Annotated in this window: 20 protein-coding genes; 11 read left to right on the forward strand and 9 right to left on the reverse strand. The window is 71.1% G+C overall.

The window, feature by feature from the left end; translation table 11 throughout:
- The first annotated feature begins 171 nt into the window (after positions 1 to 171).
- The 3 genes from ACIQCZ_RS01905 (at position 172) to ACIQCZ_RS01915 (ending at position 3,916) form a co-directional block, all read left to right on the forward strand.
- The gene (locus ACIQCZ_RS01905; RefSeq protein WP_402278767.1) at positions 172 to 1,983 is read left to right on the forward strand and encodes a serine/threonine-protein kinase; all 1,812 of its coding nucleotides are present in this window, start codon (positions 172 to 174) and stop codon (positions 1,981 to 1,983) included.
- A gap of 72 nt (positions 1,984 to 2,055) precedes the next feature.
- A complete protein-coding gene (gene mqnC / locus ACIQCZ_RS01910) occupies positions 2,056 to 3,255 on the forward strand; it encodes a cyclic dehypoxanthinyl futalosine synthase (RefSeq protein ID WP_402278769.1) in 1,200 nt (399 codons plus the stop codon).
- Positions 3,256 to 3,262: 7 nt separating this feature from the next.
- Positions 3,263 to 3,916, forward strand: coding sequence for an imidazolonepropionase-like domain-containing protein (locus ACIQCZ_RS01915; protein WP_402278771.1), 654 nt, complete (start codon positions 3,263 to 3,265; stop codon positions 3,914 to 3,916).
- Positions 3,917 to 4,040: 124 nt separating this feature from the next.
- Here ACIQCZ_RS01915 and ACIQCZ_RS01920 read toward each other — a convergent pair whose 3' ends face one another.
- The 4 genes from ACIQCZ_RS01920 to ACIQCZ_RS01935 form a co-directional block, all read right to left on the reverse strand.
- The gene (locus ACIQCZ_RS01920) at positions 4,041 to 5,009 is read right to left on the reverse strand and encodes a DUF3152 domain-containing protein (protein WP_402278773.1); all 969 of its coding nucleotides are present in this window, start codon (positions 5,007 to 5,009) and stop codon (positions 4,041 to 4,043) included.
- Positions 4,999 to 5,928: a hypothetical protein gene (locus ACIQCZ_RS01925; protein ID WP_402278775.1), complete on the reverse strand. Its 930-nt coding sequence runs from the start codon at positions 5,926 to 5,928 to the stop codon at positions 4,999 to 5,001. Before ACIQCZ_RS01925 ends, ACIQCZ_RS01920 begins: the two co-directional genes overlap by 11 nt.
- A 10-nt stretch (positions 5,929 to 5,938) precedes the next feature.
- Positions 5,939 to 6,448, reverse strand: a complete 510-nt coding sequence (locus ACIQCZ_RS01930; protein WP_402278777.1) for a SigE family RNA polymerase sigma factor — start codon at positions 6,446 to 6,448, stop codon at positions 5,939 to 5,941.
- Between the two features lie 491 nt (positions 6,449 to 6,939).
- Positions 6,940 to 7,572 (reverse strand): DUF3152 domain-containing protein, encoded by a 633-nt coding sequence (locus tag ACIQCZ_RS01935; RefSeq protein ID WP_402280179.1) that lies wholly within the window; start codon positions 7,570 to 7,572, stop codon positions 6,940 to 6,942.
- Between the two features lie 234 nt (positions 7,573 to 7,806).
- Between ACIQCZ_RS01935 and ACIQCZ_RS01940 the strand changes: the two genes are divergently transcribed.
- The gene (locus ACIQCZ_RS01940) at positions 7,807 to 8,520 is read left to right on the forward strand and encodes a demethylmenaquinone methyltransferase (protein WP_402278779.1); all 714 of its coding nucleotides are present in this window, start codon (positions 7,807 to 7,809) and stop codon (positions 8,518 to 8,520) included.
- 102 nt (positions 8,521 to 8,622) lie between these two features.
- Here the strand turns inward: ACIQCZ_RS01940 and ACIQCZ_RS01945 are convergent, their stop codons facing one another.
- Entirely contained in the window at positions 8,623 to 9,147 is a 525-nt protein-coding gene (locus tag ACIQCZ_RS01945) for a GNAT family N-acetyltransferase (protein WP_402278781.1), read from the reverse strand.
- Between the two features lie 97 nt (positions 9,148 to 9,244).
- On the opposite strand from ACIQCZ_RS01945, the gene ACIQCZ_RS01950 reads away from it, so the two are divergent.
- On the forward strand, positions 9,245 to 10,531 hold the full coding sequence (locus ACIQCZ_RS01950) for a geranylgeranyl reductase family protein (protein WP_402278783.1): 1,287 nt from the start codon (positions 9,245 to 9,247) through the stop codon (positions 10,529 to 10,531).
- Between the two features lie 98 nt (positions 10,532 to 10,629).
- On the opposite strand, the gene ACIQCZ_RS01955 is transcribed toward ACIQCZ_RS01950, so the two are convergent.
- The gene (locus ACIQCZ_RS01955) at positions 10,630 to 12,279 is read right to left on the reverse strand and encodes a penicillin-binding transpeptidase domain-containing protein (RefSeq protein WP_402278784.1); all 1,650 of its coding nucleotides are present in this window, start codon (positions 12,277 to 12,279) and stop codon (positions 10,630 to 10,632) included.
- A gap of 115 nt (positions 12,280 to 12,394) precedes the next feature.
- Here ACIQCZ_RS01955 and ACIQCZ_RS01960 point away from each other — a divergent pair, with 115 nt between their 5' ends.
- Together ACIQCZ_RS01960 and ACIQCZ_RS01965 are read left to right on the forward strand one after the other, a co-directional pair.
- Positions 12,395 to 13,324 (forward strand): LysR family transcriptional regulator, encoded by a 930-nt coding sequence (locus ACIQCZ_RS01960; protein ID WP_402278786.1) that lies wholly within the window; start codon positions 12,395 to 12,397, stop codon positions 13,322 to 13,324.
- Positions 13,325 to 13,338: 14 nt separating this feature from the next.
- Entirely contained in the window at positions 13,339 to 14,211 is an 873-nt protein-coding gene (locus ACIQCZ_RS01965; RefSeq protein ID WP_402280181.1) for a serine hydrolase, read from the forward strand.
- A 271-nt stretch (positions 14,212 to 14,482) separates the two neighbouring features.
- On the opposite strand, the gene ACIQCZ_RS01970 is transcribed toward ACIQCZ_RS01965, so the two are convergent.
- From ACIQCZ_RS01970 to ACIQCZ_RS01980, 3 genes are all read right to left on the reverse strand, one after another.
- Positions 14,483 to 15,715 carry an MraY family glycosyltransferase gene (locus tag ACIQCZ_RS01970; protein ID WP_402278788.1) on the reverse strand — a complete coding sequence of 411 codons (1,233 nt, stop codon included), beginning with the start codon at positions 15,713 to 15,715 and terminating at the stop codon, positions 14,483 to 14,485.
- A 260-nt stretch (positions 15,716 to 15,975) separates the two neighbouring features.
- The gene (locus ACIQCZ_RS01975; RefSeq protein WP_402278790.1) at positions 15,976 to 17,196 is read right to left on the reverse strand and encodes an MFS transporter; all 1,221 of its coding nucleotides are present in this window, start codon (positions 17,194 to 17,196) and stop codon (positions 15,976 to 15,978) included.
- Positions 17,197 to 17,423: 227 nt separating this feature from the next.
- The gene (locus tag ACIQCZ_RS01980) at positions 17,424 to 18,251 is read right to left on the reverse strand and encodes a C40 family peptidase (RefSeq protein WP_402278792.1); all 828 of its coding nucleotides are present in this window, start codon (positions 18,249 to 18,251) and stop codon (positions 17,424 to 17,426) included.
- Between the two features lie 758 nt (positions 18,252 to 19,009).
- Here ACIQCZ_RS01980 and ACIQCZ_RS01985 point away from each other — a divergent pair.
- Genes ACIQCZ_RS01985 through ACIQCZ_RS02000 form a run of 4 tightly spaced genes read left to right on the forward strand, consistent with a single transcriptional unit; the run spans position 19,010 to position 22,022 of the window.
- A complete protein-coding gene (locus ACIQCZ_RS01985) occupies positions 19,010 to 19,369 on the forward strand; it encodes an NADH-quinone oxidoreductase subunit A (protein WP_003992243.1) in 360 nt (119 codons plus the stop codon).
- Positions 19,370 to 19,387: 18 nt separating this feature from the next.
- Positions 19,388 to 19,942 (forward strand): NADH-quinone oxidoreductase subunit B family protein, encoded by a 555-nt coding sequence (locus ACIQCZ_RS01990; protein WP_030975705.1) that lies wholly within the window; start codon positions 19,388 to 19,390, stop codon positions 19,940 to 19,942.
- A complete protein-coding gene (locus ACIQCZ_RS01995; RefSeq protein ID WP_402278794.1) occupies positions 19,939 to 20,664 on the forward strand; it encodes an NADH-quinone oxidoreductase subunit C in 726 nt (241 codons plus the stop codon). Before ACIQCZ_RS01990 ends, ACIQCZ_RS01995 begins: the two co-directional genes overlap by 4 nt.
- Complete coding sequence (locus tag ACIQCZ_RS02000; RefSeq protein ID WP_376271887.1) at positions 20,664 to 22,022, forward strand: NADH-quinone oxidoreductase subunit D; 1,359 nt, start codon at positions 20,664 to 20,666, stop codon at positions 22,020 to 22,022. Before ACIQCZ_RS01995 ends, ACIQCZ_RS02000 begins: the two co-directional genes overlap by 1 nt.
- Positions 22,023 to 22,043: the final 21 nt, after the last annotated feature.

The raw sequence follows: 22,043 nt of genomic DNA on the forward strand, positions 1-22,043 counted from the left end.
TCCTGAACCGGAATCGCTCGGGTGAACGACGTATTCACGCCTTTTGTTGTGTCGAAAGCCGTTGTTCGTTCCCTTGGGAGTGAAATCGGCGGATGGTTTCCTCTGGGACCCGATGACCTTCGCACCCTAGGCTTCGGTCGGAGGTCCGGCCGGTCCACAGGGGGAGTCCATATGCAGCCGCTGGAAGCCGGCGAACCGCTGACCATCGGTTCCTACCGATTGCTCGGCAGGCTCGGTGCGGGCGGCATGGGCCGGGTCTATCTGGGGCGCAGCGCGGGCGGACGCACCGTCGCGGTCAAGGTCGTGCACCCCCACTTCGCTCTCGACGAGCAATTCCGGGCCCGGTTCCGGCGGGAGGTGGACGCGGCGCGGCGGATCGGTGCGCAGTGGACGGCGCCCGTTCTGGACGCCGACCCGGACGCCCCCATTCCCTGGGTCGCCACCGGCTATGTGGCCGGGCCCCCGCTGTCCGTCGCGGTCGTCGAGCACGGCCCGCTGCCCGAGCACGCGGTGCGGACACTGGGCGCCGGACTCGGGGAGGCGCTGGCCGCGGTGCACGCCCAGGACCTCATCCACCGCGATGTGAAGCCCTCCAACGTGCTGCTCGCCCTCGACGGTCCCCGGCTGATCGACTTCGGGATCGCCCACGCCATCGGTGCCACCGCCTCGCTCACCTCCACCGGGGTGTCGGTCGGCTCGCCCGGCTACATGGCGCCGGAGCAGATCCGGGGCGTGGACATCTCGGGCGCGGCCGATGTCTTCTCGCTCGGCGCGGTGCTCGCGTACGCGGCCACCGGTACCGCGCCCTTCCTCGGCGACTCCTCCGCCGTACTGCTCTACAAGGTGGTGCACGAGGAGCCGGAGCTGGGGGAACTGGAGGGGGAGCTGAGGGACATCGTCGCCGGGTGCCTGGCGAAGTACCCGGAGGACCGCCCGACCCCCACGGAACTGGCCCGGCAACTGGCGCCGGGCGGGGCCGCCGCGCTGGTGGCCGCGGGGTGGCTGCCCGGCCCGCTGGTGCGCGAGGTCAGCCGGGCGGCGGTCGCGCTGCTGGACCTGGAGCCGCAGGACGCGCCGGTGCAGTCGGGGCCGGTGCCGTTCAGCGGTGCCTCGTGGGGGGTGATCGGTGCGCCCGACGGCGGCGGCGCGAGTGGTGGGTTCGGCCCGCCGGTCGAGCCGTCCCCCTCGCACGAACCCACCCGGCCGCCCCGGCCGAACGGGCCGCACCCGTGGCCCCTGACCGCCGCGGGCGCGGCCGGGGCGGCGCAGCCGTCCGGGCGGCCGGGGCAACGCATGGCGGACCCCCGTTTCTCCGTCACGGTCGGCGCGGACTCCGAGGCGTCCCGTCCCGACGCGAACCGGGGCCGGAGACTGAGCTGCACCGTCGCCCTCGCCGTGGCCGGTGCGCTCGCCGCCGTGACCGTGGGCAGTGCGTACCTCTTCGATCTGATGCCGGGCGGCGGCGACCGGGACGCGGCCGAGCACGGCGGTGTCGGCAGCTCCCCGGCCGCCACGCCCTCCTCGGAACACTCGCAGCCCTCGGGCTCGGAACCGGGCGCCGGGGACTCGGACGGCTCGGCGGGCACGGCGGGCCCGGACCAGGTCACCGAGGTCCCGAAGGCGTTCACCGGCACCTGGAAAGGGCCGCTCACCGAGAAGACCACCGGGGAGCCGCACGGCACGCTCACCGCCGTCTTCACCGCGGGGAAGAAGGGCACGGACGTGGTCCGCATGACCACGGAGGTGTCCGCCCTCGGACTGAGCGTGCGCTGCAACAGCATCGCCCGGCTCTCCTCCGGAACGGACGAGGAACTGACGCTCAGGGAGCGCGCCGACCCCGACCGCCCGAGCGACCCGGCCCTGTGCACCTCCACCCAGTCCGACATCCACTTCACGCGTGCCGCCGACGGCACCCTCCGCTTCCGCTCCGAGGAGAGGGGCGCGGGACTCCCGTACGGCACCCTCAGCCGGTCCGGCAGCTGACGCCGACAGGGGCTGGCGTAGGGTGAACCGGTCCGTAGATCCGTTGAAAAACCGCCGAAAGGTGACAGCCCGGTGACCGAGAAGGCCGACCTCCAGCCCATCCTCGACCGAGCCGCCGAGGGCGGTCGGATCACTCCGGAGGAGGCTCTCGACCTCTACCGGTCGGCGCCGCTGCACGCGCTGGGCGCGGCCGCCGACGCCGTGCGCCGACGCCGCTACGCCGGTACGGAGCACATCGCGACGTACATCATCGAGCGCAACATCAACTACACGAACGTATGTGTCACGGCGTGCAAGTTCTGCGCGTTCTACGCCGCGCCCAAGGACACCGCCAAGGGCTGGTCCCGCGACCTCGACGACATCCTGCGCCGCTGCGCGGAGACCGTCGAGCTCGGCGGTACGCAGATCATGTTCCAGGGCGGACACCACCCGGACTACGGCGTCGAGTACTACGAGGAGCACTTCTCCGCCATCAAGAAGGCGTTCCCGCAGCTGGTCATCCACTCGCTCGGCGCCTCCGAGATCGAGCACATGGCCCGGATCTCCAAGGTCTCCGTCGAGGAGGCCATCCAGCGCATCCACGCCGCGGGTCTCGACTCCTTCGCGGGTGCGGGCGCCGAACTGCTGCCGGCCCGGCCGCGCAAGGCGATCGCCCCGCTCAAGGAGTCCGGCGAGCGCTGGCTGGAGATCATGGAGGCCGCGCACCGCCTGGGTGTCGAGTCCACCTCCACCATGCTGATGGGCACCGGCGAGACCAACGCCGAGCGCATCGAGCACCTGCGGATGATCCGCGACGTGCAGGACCGCACGGGTGGCTTCCGCGCGTTCATCCCGTACACGTACCAGCCGGAGAACAACCACCTGAAGGGCCGGACGCAGGCGACGCTCTTCGAGTACCTGCGGATGATCGCCATCGCCCGGATCTTCCTCGACAACGTCGCGCACATCCAGGGTTCCTGGCTGACCACCGGCAAGGAGGTCGGCCAGCTGTCACTGCACTACGGCGCCGACGACCTCGGTTCGATCATGCTGGAGGAGAACGTCGTCTCGTCGGCCGGCGCCAAGCACCGCTCCAACCGCATGGAGATCATCGACCTGATCCGCAAGGCGGGCCGCGTGCCGGCGCAGCGCGCCACGACGTACGAGCACCTCGTCGTCCACGACGACCCGGCGAACGACCCCATCGACGAGCGGGTGGTCTCGCACATCTCGTCCACCGCGATCGAGGGCGGCACGGCCCACCCGGAGCTGAAGCTCCTGAACGCCAACTGAGGCGGTTTTGCTGACTGTTCATGCCGCGCCGCTGGTTCTGCCGGTCGGCGCGGCTGCCGTTGCGCAGGGTGCGGTGGCCGTGGAGGGCGACCGGATCGTCGCCCTCGGGCCGTACGACGAGGTCGTCGCCGCCCACCCCGCGGCCCGGGTCCGCTCATGGCCGGGCGTCATCACGCCGGGACTGCGGCAGTGGCACGGGCTGTGGCTGCTCACCCGCTGCTACCACCCCGACCCGCGCGAGGCGGACGCGCTCGGCGACCAGCCGCTGTGGGGCGAGGAGTTCGAGCGGCTGGCCGCCGGGATGGACGCGACGCGGCGGGCGGGCAGCGTACGGCGCGGGCTGCAGCAGATGCTCCGGTACGGCACGACGCACGTCGCGGGCCGCTTCCACGACCCGGCCGTCCGCATGGCCGTGGCCCGCTCGGGTCTGACGGAGGTCTCGGCCGTCGGCGCCCCCGGCATCCTGGCCGGCAGGCCGAGCCCGGACCCGTTCATGGAGGGGTACGACCTGCCCGGTTCCGTGCACGGCCCGCTCACTGTCGGCGGCCGCGCCGACCTCGCGGTCTTCGACGTACCCGATGAGGCGACGCTGTGCGCGGTGGGGGCGGGGCGGTGCGTGGCCACGGTGCTGGGCGGGCGGCTGGTGTACCGGCGCCGTTAGGGCGTGTTTCGAACCCCGCCCGGCCCGCCCTGCGGGCGGACGACGCTGCTTTCGAAACACGCCCCGGCGCGTTCTCGGTGGTCCCGTCCGGCCGGGGCGTCCGGCACGCACGCCCGCCGCGCCGTCACGGGACGGACGGGCCGCGCAGGTACGTGCCTGCGGACGTGTACGGCCACGCGTTGGCGACGCACCCCTTCAGTCCGTCGATCTGCTGCATCATCGCGGGCGCGCGGCGTCCGGGCCCCGGGCAGGTCTCATGGCCGTGGCCCAGCCAGTGGCCGACCTCGTGGTTGATGATCAGCGCCCGGTACTCGGCCAGCGGGCCGTCGAACCGTGGTGACCCCCGCATCCACCGCTTCAGATTCACCACGACCGTGGTGCCGACGCGGCAGTTGACCTCGCCGTGTGTGTTCAGCCCGTACGCCCCGCAGAGCCGGTCCACGGTGTCCGGTGTCGCGATCCGGATCACCAGACCCGCCGGGCCCGAGCCGACCTGCCGGAACGCGTCGTGCCCCGTGCGGGTCCAGCCGCGCGGGTCGGCGAACACCTCGGAGATCGCGGCCGCGGCGGGACGCGTGGCCAGACCGGTGCCCCGCTCCACCTCGACGCGGTAGCGGTGGACGGTGCCGGTGCCGTGGCTGCCGGTGTGCGCCGGGGCAGCGGTGACGAACTCACCGGAGCCGTGCACGGGCACGGACCCGGACGAGCTTTGGGACTCGTCCGCCCGCTCTCCGGGCTCCGGCTTCCTCCTCTCCGTGCGCCCCTTCCCGGCGCCGGAATCGGCGTCGTCGTCGGTGTCGCCGGCCGAGGCGGAGGGGCGCGGACTGCCGGGCGTCGAAGGGGAGCCGGGCTCGACGCCCGGTCCCGGGGACGACGACACCGCCCCCCGGCCCGACGCGGCCCCTGCCCGTGCCGACGCTCTCTCACCGCCACCCCACGGCCCCCATACCAACGCCCCGCAGAGCAGCAGCGCACCCGGCACCAGCACGGCGCCCATCACCCGTATCCGGGTCTTCCGGCGGCGGGCCCGCCGGGCCGCACCACGACTGCTGCCACGGCCACGCGCCCGGCGGCCCCGCTCCTCACCCACCATGGACGGACTCCTGCCTCGGCTCCATCGGGAACGCTTGGGCGTAACGCACCAGGCGCAGGAAGCGGTCGTCCCGGGCGACGTGGAGCAGCTGGTCGGCGGTGACCGGCGCCGAGACCATGGCGGAGCCGTCGCCGTCGGCCGAGAGGACGACGGCGCTGTCCTCGAACGCGAAGCTGACGCTGACGCCGACGACGTCCTTCCCGCCCTTCGAGTTCCCGGTCGTGGTGACGGCGCGGGCCACGATCCCGTTCAGCAGGGTCACCTTGTCGCACTGGTACTTCTCCTTCCCCTCCGGGTCGTACGGGCAGGGCTCCTGCGGGCCACCGGCGGGGCGTACGGAGAAGACGACGGGGAAGACATGCCCCCCGGACCCGCCCTGGTAGCGGCTCACGGCCAGGTCGACCGGGCGTACCGTGCCGAACGCCGCAGGCAACAGCTCGTCCAGCACGGCCGCCGCCTGCTGCTGGAACTTCTCCTGCCGCCCGCGCTCGGGCGCGGACAGATCGGCCATGGACGACTCGCCCGGAGTGGGTTCGACGTGGACGGGCGTACGTGTCGGCCCGGTGTACGAGGGGAACGGCGTCGGGAAGCCGGGCGTGGGCCCGGTGGGTACGGGGGAGGGACTCACATGACTCGTGCTCGGCACGTGCGAGGGCGCCCCGGCCTGCGCGGTGTCGTCGCCGGTACCGGCGCCCGTGCCCCAGGACGGCAGCGTCGCGCCGAACACCCCGAGCGCCACCACTCCCACCATCCCGCCGCCGATCGCCGTCCGCGCCCTGATGCGGCGCCTGCGGCCCACGGCCAGGGCGATGGGCACCAGGTCCGGCAGCGGCGGCGCCCCCTCGGCCGCCTCCGCCATGGCCTCCCTGATCAGTCGGTCCGCGGTCTCCTGCGGCGCGCTTTCCGGAAACATGTCCATGACGTTCTCCTCAGCTGCGGGTGGTGTAGAGGTACCGGTCGCCCAGCCGCGTGCGCAGCGTGGCGAGCGAGCGTGAGCACTGGCTCTTGACGGTGGACTCGCTGCAGCGCAGCAGCTCGGCGACCGTCCGCACGTCCAGGTCCTCCCAGTAGCGCAGGACGACCATCGCCCGGGCGCGGGGCGGCAGTTCGTCGAGCGCGGTCAGCAGCGTCACCGTCAGCTCGGGGCCCACCGAGGGGTTCGGGGCATCGACATGGCTGTGGGCCAGGAAGTCGCGGAGCCGGCGTCGGCGCTCGGCGAGATACGTCCGGGTGAGGACGGTGCGCGCATAGGCTGAGGGGTGGTCGGCCTTGCTCGCCCGGTGCCAGTGCTGGAAGAGCTTGGCCAGCGTCGTCTGGGTCAGGTCGCGGGCGCTCTCCGCCTCGCCGCACAGCAGATATGCGGTCCGGTACAGACGCCGTTGGTTCGCCCGGGCGAACTCCTCGAATCCGGTGGAGTCCCGACTGCCGTCTGCGGTCATCTGTCCCCCTCTCCGGGGTCTCGGTGGTCTCTCACCCCTTTACTGAGTAATGCCGTGGCCAAAAGGTTGAAGTCGAGTTCCGGAACGTTCCGGCGCCGGTGCGCGACCGGTGCGAGGCGGAGCCGAACGGGCAGCGGTGTTCGGCATATCGGGACCTCGCGGCGCTGCGCACCGCGGGCGCCGTGAGCTGCGCGGCGAGGGTGCTCGACGGACGGCTGGTCCTCCGCCGCGGCCGAGCCCGTGTGCGCCGGTTGCCGTACTGCGCGCCGGATCAGGGCCGGCCTGCGGGGACCGGGCACGCTCTCACTCCGAAGAGCAGGCCGTGGTGAGGTTTCCCGGACGGGGCCGCAACCTCGCCGCCGGACCCGGCTGCGGCGCCACCCGCCCGCGCCCCGGGCATCAGTGAACCGGTGCCGGCCACACCTGCGCATCGGGCGCTTTCGCGCGTGATCGCAGGGACAGCCCCTGGGCCCGTCCGACGGACGGGCCCGTCACGGCACCGACGGGCCGCCCAGGTACCGGCCCTCGGCGTCGTACGGCCAGGCGTTGGAGACGCACCCCTTCAGCCCGTCGATCTGCTGCATCATCGCCGGGGCGGGACGGCCCTTGCCTGGACAGGTCTCGTGGCCGTGGCCCAGCCAGTGCCCGACCTCGTGGTTGATGACGAGGGCCCGGTAGTCGGCGAGCGGACCGTGGAACTCGGGCGACCCCTGTTGCCAGCGCTTGAGGTTGACCACGACATCGGCGCCGACCCGGCAGTTGACCTCGCCATGGGTGTTGAGACCGCCCCGCCCGCAGATGGCGTCGGTGGTCCCTGGGGTGGCGATGCGTATGACCAGTCCCGCCGGGCCGTCGGCGACCTGGCGGAAGGTGTGCTCACCGTGGTGCGACCAGCCCCGTGGCGCGGCCAGGATGCGGGCGATCTCGGCGGCGGCCTCGTCCGGGTCGATGCCCGAACCGTTCTCCGCCTCGACCCGGTAGGCGTTGCCTCCGGCCCTGGGCCTGCCCCCGTCCGCGACGCCCGCGCGGGCGACGGTGAACCTGCCGGTCTCCGACACGCTCCCGGACGCGGACGGTGTGGCCGCCTTCCCGTCACCGCCACCGTTCCACCGGGGCCCCACCATGGCGGCACAGATCAGTACGGCCGGGACGACCACGGCGACGAGCAGCCGGTTCCGGCCGCGTTCCGGCCAGAACCGCCGGCGCGTGCCCTGTGCGGACATCTGTGCTCCCCCTGCTCCCGATGACTCCGTGCTCCCCCTGTACTGACCGCCGGTGGACGGAATCGGTTCAGTCTGCACGGACACGACTCGCGACCGGCGCGAAGCACGACGGACCGGGGCTGCTTGAATGGGCGGGTGACCCGAGCTTCCCTGGACAAGCAGCCGCACGAAGTCGCCACGATGTTCGACGACGTGGCGGCGAACTACGACCTCACCAACGACGTGCTGTCGCTCGGCCAGGCCCGGCTGTGGCGCAAGGAGGTCGCGAAGGCGGTGCACGCCCGGCCCGCGGAGAAGGTCCTCGACCTGGCCGCGGGCACGGCGACGTCCTCGCTGCCCTTCGCCGCGACGGGCGCGTACGTCGTGCCGTGCGACTTCTCCCTCGGCATGCTCCAGGAGGGCAAGAAGCGCAACTCCTGGCTGCCCTTCACCGCGGGCGACGCCACCAGGCTGCCGTTCCGCGACGAGACCTTCGACGCGGTGACGATCTCCTTCGGGCTGCGCAACGTCCAGGACACGGACGCGGCGCTGCGCGAGCTGTACCGGGTGACGAAGCCGGGCGGCCGGGTGGTGATCTGCGAGTTCTCGCAGCCGACGTGGACGCCGTTCCGCACGGTGTACACGGAGTACCTGATGCGGGCGCTGCCGCCGGTCGCGCGCGCGGTGTCGTCCAACCCCGACGCGTACGTCTATCTCGCCGAGTCCATCCGGGCCTGGCCCGACCAGGCCGGGCTCGCGGCGAAACTCCAGCGGGCCGGCTGGTCGAAGGTCGCCTGGCGCAACCTCACCGGTGGTGTGGTGGCACTGCACCGGGGCGTGCGCCCGCCGTCCTCCGGGTCCCGGCCCTGAGGACCGGGCCCCTGCCCCGGCAGGCGGGGCCCGCGGCCCGGCGGGGTGGCTCTGCGGCCCGAGCGACCGGGCCCGAACCCCGAAGGGCCGGCCGGCCCGTTGTCACGGGGCCAGTTCCAGCCGGAAGCAGCACACCTCATTCCCGGACCGCGGTGCCGTGAAGCTCTCCGCCCGTTCCATCCCCAGCCGCCGGGCCACGGCGACCGAGCGCTCGTTGCGCGCGTCGATCGTCGCCACGACCCGTTCCACCCCGGCCGCGCGCAGCCGCTCCAGCGTGAGGCGCGCGGCGGTGGTGGCGTAACCCCGGCCCCAGGCCGAGCGGGCCAGCCGCCAGCCGATCTCGGTCTCGCCCACCGGGCCGTACGCGGTCTGCGGCCAGGGCTGGGCGCCGGTGAAGCCCGCGACCTCGCCGTCCTCGCCGAGCACCGTCCACAGGCAGTACCCCAGCTCCGCGTCGAGTCTGCGCTGTCGGGCGGTCCATTCCTCGTACATCGAAAGTTCCTCCGACGCACCGCCGAAGAACTCCATCACCTCGGGATCGTCGAACGCGCGGTGCCAGGAGAGCGCGTCCTCGTCGGTCGGGACACGCAACTGCAGGGAAGGGGCGGCGAGTGGCACGGTCGACATCGGGGAGCCCTTCGGAAAGTTGATCAGCGGACCCCCATAGACTGCATGGGACAGGTGCCGCGCGGCACGCGATTTCGAGTCTTCGGGAGATCCGACCGTGACCGAGCAGCCCCTCTCCGAGCACAGCGCGGATGTGATCGTCGTCGGGGCCGGCCCGGCCGGCTCCACGACCGCGTACTACCTCGCCAAGGCCGGACTGGACGTCCTGCTTCTGGAGAAGACGGCCTTCCCCCGGGAGAAGGTCTGCGGTGACGGCCTCACCCCGCGTGCGACCAAGCAGCTCGTCTCCATGGGCATCGACATCTCCGAAGAGGCCGGCTGGCTGCGCAACAAGGGTCTGCGCATCATCGGCGGCGGTGTCCGGCTCCAGCTGGACTGGCCCGATCTCGCCGCGTACCCGGACTACGGACTGGTCCGCAAGCGCGACGACTTCGACGAGCAGCTGGCCCGCCAGGCACAGAAGGCGGGTGCGCGGCTGTACGAGCGCTGCAACGTCGGCGCCCCGATCGTCGACGACCGCACCGGCCGCATCACCGGCGTCCACGCGAAGCTCGGTGAGGAGAAGACCCCGGTCACCTTCCACGCCCCGCTCGTCGTCGCCGCCGACGGCAACTCCACCCGGCTGTCGCTCGCCATGGGCCTGCACCGGCGCGAGGACCGCCCGATGGGCGTGGCCGTGCGTACGTACTTCACCTCGCCCCGCCACGACGACGACTACCTGGAGTCCTGGCTGGAGCTGTGGGACCGGCGCGGCCCCCAGGACCGGCTCCTGCCCGGCTACGGCTGGATCTTCGGCATGGGCGACGGCACGTCCAACGTCGGTCTCGGCATCCTCAACTCCTCTTCCGCGTTCAGGGAGTTGGACTGGCGCGAGGTCCTCAAGGCGTGGTGCGCGTCCATGCCGGAGGACTGGGGCTACACCCCGGAGAACATGACGGGTCCGATCCGCGGCGCCGCTCTCCCGATGGCGTTCAACCGCCAGCCGCACTACACCAAGGGCCTGCTGCTCGTCGGTGACGCGGGCGGAATGGTCAACCCGTTCAACGGCGAAGGCATCGCGTACGCCATGGAGTCGGGCCAGATCGCCGCCGACGTCATCGTCCAGGCCCACGCCCGCGCGACCCCGGCCCAGCGCGAACTGGCTCTCACCAACTACCCGAAGGTGCTCAAGGAGACCTACGGCGGCTACTACACGATGGGCCGCGCCTTCGTGAAGCTGATCGGGAACCCGAAGGTCATGAAGGTCGCCACCCAGCGCGGCCTGACGCACCCGCTGCTGATGAAGTTCACGCTGAAGATGCTCGCCAACCTGACCGACCCCACGGGCGGCGACGCGATGGACCGCATCATCAACGGCCTCTCGAAGGTGGCCCCGAAGGCCTGAGCCGGAGACCGGCCGGGAGTGGGGGCCGGCCCCGTCGTGAGCCGGTCTCGTCTCGTCCCTGGGCCCGGGGCCCGGAGCCCGGAGCCCGGAGCCCGGCGTCACGACGGGTCGTCAGGGACGGCGGACAAGAGGCTGTGCAGGATCGGACCGGCTGAACCGCCACCCGTGACGCCCTGCTCGACGACGCACGCCACAGCCACATTGCCGCGCCGTGCGACGAGCCAGCCGTTGTTGGGCTCGCTCTCGGACACCTCCGCGGTGCCGGTCTTCGCGCCGATGTCACCGGGCAGATCGGCGAGCACATGCGCCGTGCCGTCGGTGACGGTGGCCCGCATCATCGCGCGCAGTCGAGTCACCACGGACGACGGGAGCGGCTTCGTCGAGGTGGTGTCCTCGGCGCCGGGGACGATGGTCGGCTGGTGGAACCGGCCGGACGCCGCGGTCGCCGTGACGGACGCCATGATCAGCGGGTTCGCCTGGATGCGGCCCTGTCCGATCATCGAAGCGGCCTTCTCCGTCTCGTCCTTGGGCACCGGCACCGAGCCGTCGTACGACGGGATCCCCACGTGCCACTCCTGTCCGACCCCGAAGTACTCCCGGGCCACATCGCCGAGTTCGGCGTCACCGAGCTTGTCGCGCAGGCTGATGAAGGCGGTGTTGCAGGACTTCGTGAAGTCCTGCCGGAAGGTGGCGCCCGGGAACTCGGACGTCTCGACGTTGTGGAACTCCTTGCCGACGGTGAGGTACTTGGGGCAGTCCACGACGTCGTCGGGCGCGACGGCGTTCTTGAGCAGCAGCGCGCTGCTCGTCACGATCTTCCAGGTGGAGCCGGGCGCGTACGTACCGGAGACCGCCCGGTTGAAACCGGTGGCGGGGGAGTTGGCCATCGCGAGGATCTCGCCGTTGTCGACCCTCAGGGCGACGAGCGAGGCGTTCTTGCCGTCGGCCGCGTCGGCCAGGGCCTTGTCGGCCGCTGCCTGCCAGGTGGCGTCGAGCGTCGTGGTCACGGGTCTGCCGGACGGCTGCCCGTCCTTCTTCCCGAAGGTGGTCTCCGTGCCCTCGACCTCGCCGGTGGCCCGGTCGACGAGCCGGATCGCCCCGCGCGGTCCGGTGCCGCCCCCGGCGAACCGGGTCAGCACCGGCCGCAGGGACGGATGGGCATCGCCCGTCAGGGACGTCCCGTTCCGGTCGGTGACCTTCGGCTCAGGAGTGTCCTCCCGCTCCAGGCGGAACTTGGCGGTGTCGCTGAGACGCGGATGGACGAGCGACAGGGACCAGTCGACCTTCCAGGCCCCGTTCTTCTGTTCCCGGACGGGGAGCCGGGACCGGTAGGTCCAGGTGCCCAGCCCCGTGACGGGCATCTTCGCCGTGAAGGCGACCCGGACCGTGCCGTCGTCCTCCTTCGTGGCCCGCGCCGGGGTGAGCTCCGGCTTGCTGATGTCGAGACCCGAGGTGAAGTTGCGCAGCACCTCTTGAGCCTTCGCGGGACTCGTGGTGCGGGAGCCCGCACTGTCGAGCCGGCCGCCCGCCCAGTCCGCGAGGAACGCCCGGGCCTGAGCGGTCGCGGCGGGGTCGGGGGTGTCGTCGGGCTCGAAGGGGCCGAGTCCGGCGGCATACGCGCCGCCTGCGGCGACGGCCGTCACGACGGTCACGGCGATGCCCGCCCGGAGGCCGGGGCGACGGTTGCGGTGGAGGTGGGTGGCGGTGTGCCCGAAGTCCGCGTCGGCAGATGAGGAAGGGTGCGTCATGCCGTGAGGAGAGCAATCGGGCCGGGTTTCTGTCCAAGTCGGATATCAATGGGCAAACGATCAAAATTACATATGATTGCTGATCGTGGACCTGATCCGGCACCTGGAGTGCTTTGTGGCTGTTGCAGAAGAGTCACACTTCGGACGTGCCGCGGCCCGCCTCGGGATGGCTCAGCCGCCCCTGTCGCAGCGCATCCAGCGGCTGGAACGGGAGCTGGAGGTGCGGCTCTTCGACCGGTCCAGCCGCCAGGTGGCCATCACCAAGGCGGGCCTGCTGCTGCTTCCCGAGGCGCGCGAGCTGCTCGCCCGGTCCGAGTCACTGCGGGCGGCCGCGCGCCGGATCAGGGACGGCGAGAGCGGACTGCTGCGGGCCGGGCTGCCGCCCGACATCGCCGGTGACACCGTCGCCGCGCTCCTCACGGGGTTCCGGGACCGGCGGTCCGGCGTGGAGCTGGAGCTGCACGAACTGTCCACCACGGATCAGCTCGCCCGCTTCGCCGCACACGAACTCGACGTCGGACTCATCCACCACCCCTGCGACGTGACCGGCCTCGAACTCGGCCCGGTGCTCCGGCGCGAGCTCGGCGTGCTGCTGCCGCGCGACGCCGAAGCGACCGCACTCGCCGAGGTGCCGCTCTCCGCGCTCGCCGGATCCGACCTGATCCTCTTCCCGCGGGCCGGCGCCCCCGTGCTGTACGACGATCTGCTCACCACCTGTGCCCGCGGCGGCTACACACCGCCCGCGGTCCGCCACGGCCAGGGCGCCAGCTTCGTGCGCGGTCTCGTGCTCTCCGTCGGCGCCGTCGCCTTCGGCCCGCGCGACGCACAGCCCGCCGAACCCGACACCGACCTGGTGTGGCGCCCGCTCGCGGGCGCCCCGCTGGCCTGGCGGCACTCCGTCGCCTGGCCGCGCGGGCACGGCGACACCGCCGTACGAGCCTTCGCCGACGCGGCCACGCACGCGCTGCGCACCACCGCCGACGCCCGCCCCGACACCCCCACCCGCCCGATGCATCTGCGCCCGGCAGCGGAGTACTGGCTGTGACCCGAACCGTGAACGTGCCCGACGCCCCCGACCGGATCCGTGCGGCCTTCGCCGATGCCGGAGTGACCGGGCGGCTGCACGCCCTCGACATCGATTCCGGCGCCTGGCTCGGCGTCGACGCCGACCAGCTGGTCTGCACGGCGAGTGTCCACAAACTGTGCCTGCTGGTCGCGCTGCACGACCTGGCCGCGACCGGCGACCTCGACCTCACGGAGCAGGTCGAATGCTCGCCGGACGGCCGCACCCCGGGGCCCACCGGGCTCGCCGCGATGCTGGACGCCACCAGGCTGTCGCTGCGCGATCTCGCGTACCTGATGATGGCCGTCAGCGACAACGCCGCGGCGGATCTGCTCCTGGCCCGGGTCGGTCTCGACGCGGTCAACCGCGCGACGGCCCGCCTCGGCCTCGACGCGACGAGGGCCGTGCACACCTTCGGCGCCATGCTCGCCGGCATCAAGGAGGACGCGGGACCCGCCGGGGCCCAGGCGCTGGCCGACCCGCACGTCGTCGCGCGGCTGCGCGCCCTCGACCCGGCCCGCTCCAACCACAGCACCCCGCGGGACATGACCCGGCTGCTGCGTGCCCTCTGGCGCGACGAGGCGTGCCCGCCCGAACACGGCGCCGCCATCAGACGGGTGATGGGTCTCCAGGTGTGGCCGCACCGCCTGGCCTCCGGTTTCCCGTTCGACGACGTGCACGTCGCGGGGAAGACCGGATCGCTGCCGACGCTGCGCAACGAGGTGGGCGTCGTCGAGTACCCCGACGGCGGCCGTTACGCCGTCGCCGTCTTCACCCGCACCGCCCACACCGCGGCCACGCTCCCCGCGGCCGACGCCGTCATCGGCACGGCCGCCCGCATCGCCGTGGACGCGCTGCGCAACCGATAGCGCGATGTGCAGGCCGCCGCCTTCCGTGCGGCCCTCCGGGCGACGCGCGTCAGCGGCGCCCCGCTCGTCCGTAGCACCGGGCCAGGGCACGGAAGGCCTGCTTCGGTTCCCGGTGCCGGTCGGACTCCGGGGTTCGCGTGTCGCCGCCGGCCCGCCGAGCGGGTGCGGGGGCGGGCCTCCCCCGAAGATCTGCGGGTGTGCGACCAAGGGATGAACCGGGCGCGGGGAGCGGCTGCTCAGGTCGCGGCCCCCGGCGAGCAGGGCACCCCCGTCACCCGGCCGACACCCGCCGTTCCTCGTCGGCCTCGGTGCGCTTTCCGCCGGCGGCGACCACACGCCCCCCGGCCCTGGGCCGTATCAGCCTCATCCGGGCCAGCAGGTCGGTGATGGCGAAGTCGTAGCGGGGCTGGAGCAGCAGAAGCAGGCCCAGCCCGCAGACGAACGCGATCCCGGAGAGCATCCAGGACTTGGCGCCCCGCGCCGAATAGGCCACGATCCCGAACGAGAACAGCGCCGACCAGAAGTACATGAGCAGCACGGCCCGACGGTGCGAGTGGCCGAGCTGGAGCAGCCGGTGGTGGAGGTGGCCCTTGTCGGCGGAGAAGGGGGACCGTCCGTTCCACGTACGCCTGACCACGGCGAGCACGAGGTCCGCGACCGGCAGCGCGATGACGGAGAGCGGCATCAGCAGCGGAATGTAGACCGGCACCATCGCGGCCGACCCGGACGTACCGTCGACGGTCTGCTTGAGGAGACTCGGGTCGACCTCACCGGTGACGGAGACGGCGCACCCGGCGAGAAGCAGCCCGAGCAGCATGGACCCCGAGTCCCCCATGAAGATCCGGGCCGGGTGCGAGTTGTGCACCAGGAAGCCGAGGCACATGCCCACCAGGATCGCGGAGACCAGCGTGGTGGCCGCCGCGGCCTCGATGCCGTAGCCGTACCAGAGCCGGTAGGCGTACAGGAAGAACGCCGTCGCCGCGATGCCCACCGTACCGGCGGCCAGCCCGTCGAGCCCGTCGACGAAGTTGACCGCGTTGATGGTGAAGACGATCAGTCCCACGGTCAGCAGGGTGCCCTGCCAGTCGGCGAGGTAGATCCCGTCGGTGCCCGGTACCGGGAGCCAGAGGATCGTCAGCCCCTGGAACGCCATCACACCGGCGGCCAGCAGCTGCCCGCCGAGCTTGACCAGCGAATCGAGCTCCCACTTGTCGTCGAGCACCCCCAGCAGCCAGATCAGCGCGGCACCGGACAGCAGCGCCCGGGGCGTCGAGCTCTGGGTGAAGATCTCCTCCAGGTGCGGGAGGTGCGAGGCCACCAGGTATCCGGCCAGCAGCCCGCCGAACATGGCGATGCCACCGAGGCGGGGAGTGGGTTCGCGGTGGACGTCGCGCGCCCGGATCTCGGGCATCGCCCCGACGGCGATGGCGAACTTCCGTACGGGGCCGGTCAGGAGATGGGTCACCGCAGCCGTGATGAACAGCATGAGCAAGTAGTCCCGCACGGGCGGCCCTCACATTCCGGCCCAGCAGCGGGCCGATACCTGAACAGTTCTTTCCGGTTGTTCCGGGATCGCCGCTCAGGGTGGGACGGGGCCGGTGGCGAGTCCGATGCGGTGACATGTGATGCCCGGACCCCGGTCGAGGCCCCTCGCTGCGCCCCGGCGAGCCTAACCCATGCGGATTTCTGTGCGACGAGGGTGTGGCGGGGCGCGGGGCGGCGACCGCTTCGTACGGCGGTCGCAGACGACGAGGACGGGGCGGTTCACCCTCGCCGTGCGCCGAGGCGTCCGAAGCGCGTCCCGGCCAGGGCCACCACGACCACCACGGCGGCCGCGACCACCCCGCCGAGCCGCATGACCGCCGACACGGACAGATGGTCGAGGACGGCCCCGCCCGCCAGGGCGCCGATGGCGATGGTCGCCTGGAAGGAGGCGGTGAAGAGGACGGACGCAGCTTCGGGGGCGTCGGTCGCGGACCTCGCGAACCAGGCCTGCGAGCAGACCGGCACCGCGCCGTAGGCGACACCCCAGAGGACCAGGAGCGCGACGGCTCCCACCTGCCACCGGCCCAGGACCGGGAGCAGCGCGGTCGCGGCGGCGATCATCCCCGCGGCGAGGGAGACCGCGGTGCGCGGCCGACGCGAAACGAGTGCGCCGCCGATGAAATTGCCGACGATGCCGGCGGCGCCGTAGATCAGCAGGAACACCGTGATCAGCGCAGGACCGGCGTGGGTGACCTGTTCCAGGAAGGGCGTCACATAGGTGTACGTGGCGAAGTGCGACAGAACGATGAGGAAGGTGAGGAGCAGCGCGAACCGGGTGCCGGTCCGGCCGAGCACGGTACGCAGCAGGCTCGCGCGGGTGACCCGGGTCGGGGGCAGCGCCGGGAGCACGAGCAGCATCAGGGCCAGCACGCCCGCGCTCAGCACCCCCATGACCACGAACGCCGTCCGCCAGCCGGCCAGACCGCCGATGAACGTACCCGCGGGGACGCCGAGCACGGAGCCCAGCGGGACCGCCGAGAAGATCACGGCGGTCGCCCGGCCGGCCGACGCCGGGCGGACCAGCCGCCCGGCCAGCCCGACCCCGATGGACCAGAAGCCGCCGATGGTGACACCGACCATCACACGGGAGACCAGGACGATGCGGTAGTCGCTCGCCGCGGCGGTGAGGAAGTCGGCCAGGGCCAGCAGGAGCATGAAGACGCAGAGCATCGCCCGACGGTCGACGCGCGCCGTCGCCACGGTGACCACGGGGGCGGAGACGGCGGCGAGGACTCCGGGCATGGTCATCATCAGGCCCGCGGTGCCGTCCGAGACGGCGAAGTCGGACCCGATGGACGTGAGCAGGCCGATGGGCAGGATCTCGGTGGTGACGATCGAGAAGATGCCCAGCGTCACGGAGAGGACGGCGAGCCGGCCGCGCAGGGGTGTGCGGGGCGCGGTGGCGGTCGGTCGGATGGGCGTGGTGGCCGCGGTGGTCATGGCGGTGCCGTCCTGTGCTCGGTGACGCGAGGGCTGTTCGCCCCAGTTCACAAGCACCGGTGGGAGGTGTCCGGCAGGTTCGCGACGTCGACGGCACCCGCCCGGGGTGATGTCGTGTTTCCGCCACAACGACGAAGGACCGTCGCTCCCGAGCGGGGGAGTGACGGCCCTTCGCCGCGCGCCTCAGCGGCGCTTGTGAATCCGAGAACTCGGTGGAACCGGCGGACTCAGAGAACGCGGACCGCGCCCGACGGCGGGTCGTAGGACAGCGGACGCTGCACCACACCGGTGCTGGAGTTCTGCGCGCCGACGAACTCGCCGCCGCCCACGTACACCCCGACGTGGTACGCGCTGCCCGCGCCGCCCCAGTACAGGATGTCGCCCGGCTGGAGGTTGCTCAGGGAGACCTGGGTGCCCGCGGTGGACTGGGCCTGCGAGACGCGCGGCAGGTCGACACCCACCGAACGGAACGCGGCCTGGACGAGACCGGAGCAGTCCCACGAGTTGGGTCCGGTGCCGCCGGACACGTACGCGTCGCCGACCTGGGCCTTCACGAAGGCGATGACGGACGCGGCGGAGCCGGTGGCGCTCGACGAGGAGGAGGAAGCGGTCGAGGCCACGGCGGTGGAGCCGGAGGTCGCGCTGAGCGTCGTACGGACGGCGGAGCGGGAAGCGCGCTGGGCGGCGGCTTCCGCCTTGGCCTTGGCGGCGGCCTCCGCCTTCTTCTTGGCCTCTGCCTTGCGGACCGCCTCGGCCTTGGCCTTCTTGGCGGTCTTGGCCGCGGTGGTGGCGGCGGCGTCCTCCTGGGCCTGCGTCTGCAGGTCCTGGGCGACCTGCTGCGTGGCCTGGGCGGACGCGGCGACGGCAGTGGAGAGCCCGGCGGTGATGGTGGGCATCTCGATGGTCTGGGTCACCGGCTCGGCCTGGGCCGGACCGGCAGCGCCTGCCACCGCGATGGTGCTGAGGACGCCACCGGCAACTCCGGCCCGCAGCGCCGTCTTCGGCGCGTTTCGGCGGGGCTTCCGGTGGCTGGGTATGTGAGCGGTGTGGGACATGTGTACTAGCGCTATCAGGGCCCCGGGGCTCCCTTCAAGAAACGTGTGTTGCGACACAGTTACGTCCGGAATCTGTGAATCCGCTTCCTGATGGCCCTTATTGACGCCGTAACGGGCAAACCGGGCACGCTTGATCAGCGCTGTGATCACGGACTTTCGGTAATACGCCCGAATTGCCCGCCGCTTACCATCCGTTGATACCGATGGCCAAGCCCGCTTTTATCGGCGCCTGATTGAAGTGACGCAGGTCACAGGGTGACCGTGGCGTGGGGAGGTGTGTGCGCTCCTCGTCTGAAAGGCCGTCGGATTTCGGCCGCGGCCATTCATCCGGAAGATCGTGAATGGGTGCACACGTCCACTTCGCTCCCCGGGGTCCCCTCGCTCGAGTGAGGCCAGAGTGGGGCAGACCCCCTTATCACTCCCAGGCCGTCCATTGCCAATTTGCCTCCACGGGTATCTGATTGTTAGTGCAACACCGTGTTGACCAGCGCTAACAGCATCAGATGTCACGTCTCGTGACCGCTCGGCCGCTTTACGTACGAAGATCACCGCTCAGGTGGCTTCGTGAGCCTTCGCCGGGTGGTGGAGATCACAAACTCGTTGTCGTACCCCGTGTCGCAGATCACAGGATGGCGGGCATAGGATGCGGGGCAGTCGGGCTTGTGAACTGCCTCACATGTGCACGATCTTGGTGGGGTGGCGAGCCGAATCGCCCGATGCGGTCCAACGGTCAAGGACGACTGGAAGGAGCGAGGAGCGTGAATGCCTACGCGCCCATCCTCGTGCTCGGCGCCCTCGGGGCAGGGTTTGCGATCTTCTCCGTGGTCATGGCCACGCTTATCGGCCCGAAGCGGTACAACCGAGCAAAGCTCGAAGCGTACGAGTGCGGTATCGAACCCACCCCCACTCCAGCCGGAGGCGGCCGCTTCCCCATCAAGTACTACCTGACGGCGATGCTCTTCATCGTCTTCGACATCGAGATCGTCTTCCTCTATCCCTGGGCGGTCACCTTCGACGCCCTGGGGATCTTCGGGCTCGTGGAGATGCTGCTCTTCGTGCTCACCGTCTTCGTCGCCTACGCGTATGTGTGGCGTCGCGGCGGCCTGGAATGGGACTGAGGGGCTGAGGGGCACACCATGGGACTCGAAGAGAAGCTGCCCAGCGGCTTCGTGCTGACCACTGTCGAGCAGGCCGCCGGCTGGGTGCGGAAGTCGTCCGTCTTCCCCGCCACCTTCGGCCTCGCCTGCTGCGCCATCGAGATGATGACCACCGGGGCCGGGCGCTACGACCTGGCCCGTTTCGGGATGGAGGTCTTCCGCGGATCGCCGCGGCAGGCGGATCTGATGATCGTGGCGGGACGGGTCAGCCAGAAGATGGCGCCCGTCCTGCGGCAGGTCTACGACCAGATGCCCAACCCCAAGTGGGTGATCTCCATGGGGGTTTGCGCATCATCGGGCGGGATGTTCAACAATTACGCCATTGTTCAAGGTGTTGATCACATTGTTCCTGTTGACATCTATTTGCCGGGCTGCCCGCCGCGGCCCGAGATGCTGATGGACGCGATCCTCAAGCTCCACCAGAAGATCCAGAGCTCCAAGCTCGGGGTCAACGCGGAGGAGGCCGCCCGCGAGGCGGAGGACGCGGCCCTCAAGGCACTGCCCCTGATCGAGATGAAGGGGCTGCTGCGGTGAGCGAGAACCGTCATCACGACGAGCAGAGCAACAACGGCGTGCCCGCACCGCGTGACGAGACCGGCGAGGTCATCGGCGTACGCAAGGGCATGTTCGGCGCCGACAACGGCGGCGACACCTCCGGCTACGGCGGCCTCGTCCGCACGGTGACCCTGCCGGGCGCCACGTCCCGTCCGTACGGCGGCTGGTTCGACGAGGTCGCGGACGAGCTCGAAGGGGCCCTGGAGGAACAGGACCTGCTTCCCGCCAACGCCATCGAGAAGACCGTCGTCGACCGCGGCGAACTCACCTTCCACATCGCCCGCGAGCACCTGGTCCGGGTCGCCCGCACCCTGCGCGACGACCCGGCGCTGCGCTTCGAGCTCTGTACCGGCGTGGGCGGCGTCCACTTCCTCGGCGACAAGGGCCGCGAGCTGCACGCCGTCTACCACCTGCGCTCGATCACGCACGGCCGGGTGATCCGCCTGGAGGTGTCGGCCCCGGACAGCGATCCGCACATCCCGTCGCTCGTCGAGGTCTACCCGACCAACGACTGGCACGAGCGCGAGGCCTACGACTTCTTCGGGCTCGTCTTCGACGGTCATCCCGCCCTCACCCGGATCATGATGCCGGACGACTGGCAGGGCTTCCCGCAGCGCAAGGACTATCCGCTCGGCGGCATCGCCGTCGAGTACAAGGGCGCCCAGATCCCGGCTCCGGACCAGCGGAGGTCGTACTCCTGATGTCTACTTCCCATGCCCACCCCTCACCGGGTCCTTCCGGGACGCCCCTCTCGGATGCCCGCGACACGACCGAGGGGACCGTATACACCGTCACCGGCGGCGACTGGGACGAGGTCGTCGAGTCCGCGGTCAAGTCCGACGACGAGCGCATCATCGTCAACATGGGTCCCCAGCACCCGTCCACGCACGGGGTGCTGCGGCTGATCCTGGAGATCGACGGCGAGACCGTCACCGAGGCCCGCTGCGGCATCGGCTATCTCCACACCGGCATCGAGAAGAACCTCGAATTCCGGAACTGGACCCAGGGCACCACCTTCGTGACGCGCATGGACTACCTGACGCCGTTCTTCAACGAGGCGGCGTACTGCCTGGGCGTCGAGAAGCTGCTCGGCATCGAGGACCAGATCCCGGACCGGGCCACCGTCCTGCGCGTGCTCCTGATGGAGCTCAACCGGATCTCCTCCCACCTGGTGTGCATCGCCACCGGCGGCATGGAGCTCGGCGCCACCACGATCATGATCTACGGCTTCCGTGATCGTGAACTCGTCCTCGATCTCTTCGAGCTGATCACCGGGCTGCGGATGAACCACGCGTTCATCCGGCCCGGCGGACTCGCTCAGGACCTGCCGCCCGGCGCGGTCGACCAGCTCCGCGAGTTCGTGAAGACCATGAAGAAGAACCTGCCGGAGTACGACAAGCTCGCCACCGGCAATCCGATCTTCAAGGCCCGTATGCAGGACGTCGGCTATCTCGACCTGACCGGCTGCATGGCACTCGGCGCCACCGGCCCGATCCTGCGCTCCGCCGGGCTCCCGCACGACCTGCGCAAGACGGACCCCTACTGCGGATACGAGAACTACGAGTTCGACGTCCCCACCGCCGACAGCTGCGACGCCTACGGCCGCTTCCTCATCCGGCTGGAGGAGATGCGCCAGTCGCTGCGGATCATCGAGCAGTGCATCGACCGGCTCGCCCCCGGACCGGTGATGGTCGCCGACAAGAAGATCGCCTGGCCGGCGCAGCTCGCGCTCGGACCGGACGGGCTCGGCAACTCGCTGGACCACATCAAGAAGATCATGGGCACCTCCATGGAGGCCCTGATCCACCACTTCAAGCTGGTGACCGAGGGATTCCGCGTCCCGCCCGGACAGGTCTACACCGCGGTCGAATCGCCCAAGGGCGAGCTGGGCGTCCATGTCGTCTCGGACGGCGGCACCCGCCCCTACCGGGTCCACTTCCGCGACCCGTCCTTCACCAATCTGCAGGCCATGGCGGCGATGTGCGAGGGCGGCCAGGTCGCCGACGTCATCGTCGCCGTCGCGTCCATCGACCCCGTGATGGGAGGCGTCGACCGGTGACCGAAGCACGTCAGGAAGTCA

Source organism: Streptomyces sp. NPDC093149, assembly GCF_044754145.1.
Classification (GTDB): Bacteria; Actinomycetota; Actinomycetes; order Streptomycetales; family Streptomycetaceae; genus Streptomyces.